Raw genomic sequence first — 5,759 nt, forward strand, 5'->3', positions numbered from 1 at the left:
GCCGCACGCATTCACCGCTGCGGCTTGCTCAGCCCGCCGCGTTCACCGATACCGACTGATACCCGCCCGACTGCACCGCGCCGGTGATGAGGGCCCGAATATCGCGCGGTGCGCTCGGCAGCAGCTCGAGCAAGTCAGTGCTCGATGATTCGAGGAGTCCGGCACCGAGATTGGCGAACAACGAGAGTGTGTGCGTGATCTGATACGGCTCCAATCCACTGTCCTGCAACATATTCCGCATTTCGCCGAGCGAGACGGGCGCGTATCGCACCGGGCGACCGAGGGATTCGCTGAGGATCTCGGCGATATCCACGCCACCGACCGCGGTCACTCCCTCCAGCTCGTACACCTTGCCCGCATGCCTGCTCCGCCGCCCCGCCGCCAGATCACGCTCGGTCTCCGCGGCCACCCGCACGGCCACCTCGGCCAGATCCTCGCGCGCCACCACCGAGATCCGGCCGGTGCCGAACGCCGCGGCGAATACCCCGGATTCGGCCGAGTCGGCGGCACCGGCGACAGCGAGACCGACCGGCACCTGGGCGTAGAGGCCGTTACGGAGGACCGTCACATCGAATGGCGCTGCGGCCAGCCGGGTTTCGGTCCACCGATGCGGCAGCGCAATAGTCATCAAATCGCCGGAACCCGCGAGGCTGGTGTAGATCACGTGCCGGACCCCGGCGGCCGTGGCGGCGTCGATCACCGCGCCGTGTCGGGCCAAGACCACATCGTCTTCGGCATATCCGGCCGAAATCAGTACCAGGACATCGACATCCCGCAGCCCCGCGGACAGCGTTACCGGATCGTCGAAATCGATTCGGCGCGTGGTGGTGTCGTCACCGGAGCGGCTGCCCGCCGCTACTGTCAGTTCGTCGAGGGTGGACAGGCCGCGGTGGACGAGGCCGCCGAGGGATCCGGAGATGCCGGTTACCAGGATCATCGCAACGCTCCCGATTGTTGTAGTTGCTGAATTCGTCCCCAGCATCGGCGGCCGCGGCGCGCGGCATAAGGAGGCACTTTCATGTCGGTCACGAACACGGCGGTCACCGCGCAGGTCACGGGCACTATTCCCGACGGGCCCTGTGGCGATGACGACTGCGGCATCCGCGATGTGCTCGACCGGCTCGGGGATCGGTGGACGGTATTGGTGATCGTCGAATTGAGTAACGGAGTGCGGCGTTTCCGCGAATTGGAGCGGGCGATTCCCGGCATCTCACAGCGGATGCTGACACTGACCACCAAGCGGCTGTGCCGCGACGGCATGGTCGAGCGCATCGCGTATCCGACGATTCCACCGCAGGTCGAATACCGGCTCACCGAGACCGGCCAGAGCCTGGCCGAGGCCATCGGCGCCCTCGCCGAGTGGTCGCGCGATCACAAGGACCGTATCGCCGCCGCGCGCAGACACTGGGATGCCGAGCACGCCGACTGAACACCTGTCGCACACGGGCGAACAGCGCTTGAATGGAAGCATTCCCACAGGGAGGTTCCGATGACCCTTACCGCTCGTGACCTGCTCGACGGGATCCAAGCCGAGCTGGCACCGCACGACGACGACAACCGCATGGTTGCGCTCATCTCGGTGGGCAAAGCACCACGCGCGGTCTTCGCCGCGATCGCCGCCGAGGAACAGCGCATCGTCAGCAGCGACTGGCGCAGCTTCCACGCCTTGGCGGCGAAGACGGACGAACCGCATGTCAGAGCGTTTCTCGACGGCCTCCCTCCCGGTGAGCGGCAGGCACTCGCGCTGTTGGACGCGCTCGTAGCGGCAGCCGGACCCGACCAGGGCATGGAGCTACCCAGAGCGGGTTGCCAGGCCTACCCGGCCTATGTCGCCTGGTTGGCGCTGAACGCCGAGCCTTCCGCCGCCGCGGCCGGTATCTACGCGAATGTCGCCGCCTTCGGCCGCTACTGCCGGGCCGTCGCCGAAGGCATGCGCGCGCACTACGAGTTCGACGACCCCGCCTGCGCATTCTTCGACCTCTTCGCCGTCGGCACCCCCGAAGCCGAACAGCGGGCCCACGCCGCGATCCAGGCCGGAATCGACAGCGGACGCTTGAATCCGAACGACGCACACTTGTACGCCAGACTCTTCCAAAACTACGAACTCATGTTCTGGAACACCCTCGCCGACGAGTTCTCCGGATAGCACCGCGACCGGATCAGGCGGGCTGCCACAGTTCGACCCGATTGCCCGCAGGATCGGTGACCCAGCCGAAGCGACCGACGCCCGCCATGTCCTGCGTCTCTTCGGCCACATCCGCTCCCTTGGCGCGCAATTGCGTGAGCATCGCGTCCAGATCGCGGACCCGGAAGTTGAGCATGGTTTGCTGAGCGCGGGACCCGAAGTAGTCGGTCTCGGACTCGAACGTCGCGAACACCGTCGGCCCTGCTCCCTGATTCCACAGACCGTTCTCATCTGCGTCCAGGCCCAGGCAATCGCGATACCACGCGCTCAGGGCCGCCGGGTCGACGGCCCGCACGAAGTATCCACCGATTCCGAGCACACGTTCCATGCCGCTATCTTGCCAAGACCGCGTGCAAGTCGTCGCCGAACTGCTGCTGCACCCTCGGCGGTGACGACGGTCGGCGCCCCGTCCAACACGTAGCCTTGGCACTCCGAGCCGTCGCGCGCAGCAGTCGTCGGCCGCTATGCGGGCGAAGGCGTCTCGGCCGTCAAGACCAACATCGCGCGATCGGCCTTCCCCTATCGCTGCTCGCTGAGCTGCTGCGTCCCCGTGATTCGGAGCAGTTCGAGTGCCGAGGCGGCGGGGGTGTCGGGTGCCGCGGAGTACACGACCACGGCCTGGTCGCTGTCGGGGACGAACAGGGCGTCGCAATCCAGGATCAACCGTCCGACCTCGGGATGATCGATGGTCTTGGTGGCGCTGCGCCAGTTGCCGGTGCTCCCTTCGCGCCACAGTCGGTCGAATCGCATACTGCGCGAACGTAGTTCGGCGATGAGCCGAGCCAGGTCCGGATCGTCGGGATAGGCCGCCTTCGCGCTGCGCAGCGAGCTGACCCAGGATTCAGCGGCCGCCTCGGCCTCGGTGGGGGTGAAGACCACGCGGGAGGGTTCGGTCCCGAGGAAGGACTGCCAGATGATGTTGCGCCGGGCGGGCGACCACGCGGAGAAGTCCCCGAGCAATGCCGCCGCCATCGGATTCCAGGCCAGCACATCGGCTTTCGCGGAGATCACCAGTGCGGGCAGATCGGCCATCCGGTCCAGCAGCCGCAGCACGCTCGGTCGCACCACCATGTTGATGCGGCCTTGCTGCGGTGGCGCGGAACCGGCCAGCCGGAACAGCAGATCGCGTTCGGGATCCGCGAGCCGTAGGGCGCGGGCGAGCGCGCCGAGCACCGCCACCGACGGTCGCGGTCCGCGTCCCTGTTCGAGCCGGACCACATAGTCGACGCTGACACCGGCCAGTTGCGCGACCTCCTCGCGCCGCAGTCCGGGCACCTGGCGGCGCGAACCGCTGGGCAGCCCGACATCGCGCGGCCGCACCCGGGCCCGGGCCTGCCGCAGCAGCTTGGCGAGTTCGGCGCGATCCATGCCTCGATGATGCCGCAGGGCACGGACCCCGGGGTGGTACTGCCGGTCCCAGGAGTTGTCAGCCCTGGAGCGAGATTCGGGTGGCGGGCCAAGGTCGAGTCATGACCAACACGACAACAGCCCTGGTGACCGGGGCGAACAAGGGAATCGGCCGCGAAACGGTCCGTCGGCTGGCCGAACTCGGCTGGCGGGTATTCCTCGGTGCCCGCGACGCGGAGCGGGGCAAGGCGGCCGCGTTCGAACTCGCCGAACAGGGTTTGGACGTCGAGTTCGTCCAGTTGGATGTGACGTCCGTCGAATCGATCGCGGCCGCCGCCCAGACCATCGCGGGCCGGACGCCGCACCTGGATGTTCTGATCAACAATGCGGGTATCGGCGGTACGCGCGCCACACCCGCCGATACCGTGGCCGCCGATTTCCGAAAGGTCTTCGAGACCAACGTTTTCGGGCCCGTGCAGGTTACCCACGCCTTTCTCCCGCTGCTGCGCGCGGCCACCAACCCGCGCATCGTGATGGTGTCCAGCGGCATCGGTTCGATCGCCATCACCTCCGATCCGAGCCGGATCGAATCGCAGATCCTCGGGCTGGTCTATCCCTCCTCGAAGACCGCACTGAACATGATCACCACCCAGTACTCCCGCGAACTGCCGCAGATGCGGGTCAATGCCGCCGATCCCGGTTACACCGCAACGGATTTGAACGGAAACTCAGGGCATCAAACGGTCACCGAGGGCACCGACGCCATCGTGCATCTCGCGTCCATCGGTCCCGACGGCCCCACAGGCGGCTTCTTCAACCGCGTCGGCCGGGTGCCCTGGTAAGCATCCGACCGGCGGCCTCACCTAGACGAGTAAGTCCGAAGTCTGGTCAGTGGTCGTAGGCGATCAGGGATCGGGTGATCGGTGCGCCGATCGTGTGGTTGTGCCAGATCGCAGCGGCCATCGCTAGTACGCGTTGGGCGACGCGGATGGCCACGCCCTGGCAGGAGCGTCCGCCATGGTGTTCGAGGTCGAGCTGGCCTTTGAGGGTGTCGTTGACCGACTCGATCAATTGGCGCACCTTCTTCAGCACTGGCTCACCGAAGCGGGTGGTCTCGTCCTTGCGTGAGGGCCGCAACATCGTGATCCCGTACTCGCCCAACAGGGTTTCGAACTCGCGGCCGGCCCACCCGGCCCACCCGGCCAGCTCCGAGCGCGCGACGGTGGGCCGGGACATGCCGCATGGCACCGGGGTCGAGTCCACGATCCAGCAGTCATCCAGCCAGAACTCGCTGGAACGGGCCAGCATCCGGATTACCCGCTTGACCAAGCCCAGCGCATTGCGCAGGCGTTTGTGTTGTAGCCGGACTGCTGCGGCAGATACGGAAACATCCCGGCCAGATGTTTACGCGCGTACCGCAGCCAGTGCGCCTCGGAGGTGAACCCCAACAGGGACTGGGCTACCGCCAGGCACACCAGCTCGGAGTCGGTCAGAACCGGTGGCCTGCCCGTCCATCGCGGTCCTGCCAACTCGTCATCGATCTTCACATACAGTGCGGTGAGAAGGGTCTCGATGTCGTTCGTCACACAACGGTCAACGAGGCCCTTCGCCTGTACGCACCAGGGCCAGATCGACACCGAATCCCACCAGCACGGCTCCGGTGACCGCATCCATCGTCCGGCGCACCCAGTCCCGGTTCAGCCAGGCCTGGGCGAAACTCGCGGCGCAGATGATCGCGGTGAACCAGACCATGCCCTCGAGATTGTGCACCATCGCCATCGCCGTGCCCATCAGTAGATGCGACGACCCGACCGGGATGAACTGCGGCAGCATCGCCATGTAGAACACGCCGACCTTGGGATTGAGCAGGTTGGTGCCCAGCCCGCGGGCCCAGGCCCCGACGATGTCGCGCGGCGATGTGGTCATGTCGGGCTCGGCGACGAACGCGGCCGGGTGGCGTAGCGCGCCCCGTAGCATGCCCAAGCCCATCCAGATCAGATACATAGCACCGGCGATCCGCAGCGCGGTGAAGGCCAACTCCGACGCGGTGAGCAGCACCGACACACCCGCCGCCGCAGCGACACCCCACACAAGCGTGCCGCTGCCGATCCCGACAGCGGTCGCAAAGGCATGGCGGCGGTTGCGCCCGATCGCAGCGCGCAGCACCAGCGCAGTATCGAGCCCGGGAACAACGGTGAGCAAACCAGCGACAACGGCGAACGACAAC

At 66.7% G+C, this 5,759-nt stretch carries 7 protein-coding genes and 1 pseudogene; 3 read left to right on the forward strand and 5 right to left on the reverse strand.

Annotated elements, in window-relative coordinates; genetic code table 11:
* Positions 1-28: 28 nt before the first annotated feature.
* Complete coding sequence (locus NP3_RS32835) at positions 29-937, reverse strand: Rossmann-fold NAD(P)-binding domain-containing protein (protein ID WP_063045628.1); 909 nt, start codon at positions 935-937, stop codon at positions 29-31.
* A gap of 81 nt (positions 938-1,018) precedes the next feature.
* Between NP3_RS32835 and NP3_RS32840 the strand changes: the two genes are divergently transcribed.
* Together NP3_RS32840 and NP3_RS32845 are read left to right on the forward strand one after the other, a co-directional pair.
* Positions 1,019-1,429, forward strand: a complete 411-nt coding sequence (locus NP3_RS32840; protein ID WP_063045629.1) for a winged helix-turn-helix transcriptional regulator — start codon at positions 1,019-1,021, stop codon at positions 1,427-1,429.
* A 60-nt stretch (positions 1,430-1,489) separates the two neighbouring features.
* On the forward strand, positions 1,490-2,146 hold the full coding sequence (locus tag NP3_RS32845) for a hypothetical protein (RefSeq protein ID WP_063045630.1): 657 nt from the start codon (positions 1,490-1,492) through the stop codon (positions 2,144-2,146).
* A 13-nt stretch (positions 2,147-2,159) separates the two neighbouring features.
* On the opposite strand, the gene NP3_RS32850 is transcribed toward NP3_RS32845, so the two are convergent.
* A complete protein-coding gene (locus tag NP3_RS32850; protein WP_063045631.1) occupies positions 2,160-2,513 on the reverse strand; it encodes a VOC family protein in 354 nt (117 codons plus the stop codon).
* Between the two features lie 191 nt (positions 2,514-2,704).
* The gene (locus NP3_RS32855) at positions 2,705-3,553 is read right to left on the reverse strand and encodes a helix-turn-helix transcriptional regulator (RefSeq protein ID WP_063045632.1); all 849 of its coding nucleotides are present in this window, start codon (positions 3,551-3,553) and stop codon (positions 2,705-2,707) included.
* A gap of 101 nt (positions 3,554-3,654) precedes the next feature.
* On the opposite strand from NP3_RS32855, the gene NP3_RS32860 reads away from it, so the two are divergent.
* The gene (locus NP3_RS32860) at positions 3,655-4,374 is read left to right on the forward strand and encodes an SDR family oxidoreductase (protein WP_063045633.1); all 720 of its coding nucleotides are present in this window, start codon (positions 3,655-3,657) and stop codon (positions 4,372-4,374) included.
* A gap of 46 nt (positions 4,375-4,420) precedes the next feature.
* On the opposite strand, the pseudogene NP3_RS32865 reads toward NP3_RS32860, so the two are convergent.
* Positions 4,421-5,118 (reverse strand): annotated as a pseudogene (locus NP3_RS32865) (transposase family protein).
* Between the two features lie 7 nt (positions 5,119-5,125).
* Positions 5,126-5,759 (reverse strand): LysE family translocator (locus NP3_RS32870; RefSeq protein ID WP_218024980.1); only part of this gene is annotated, 634 nt, incomplete at its 5' end.

The organism is Nocardia pseudovaccinii NBRC 100343 (assembly GCF_001613225.1).
In the GTDB taxonomy this organism is placed as follows: domain Bacteria; phylum Actinomycetota; class Actinomycetes; order Mycobacteriales; family Mycobacteriaceae; genus Nocardia; species Nocardia pseudovaccinii.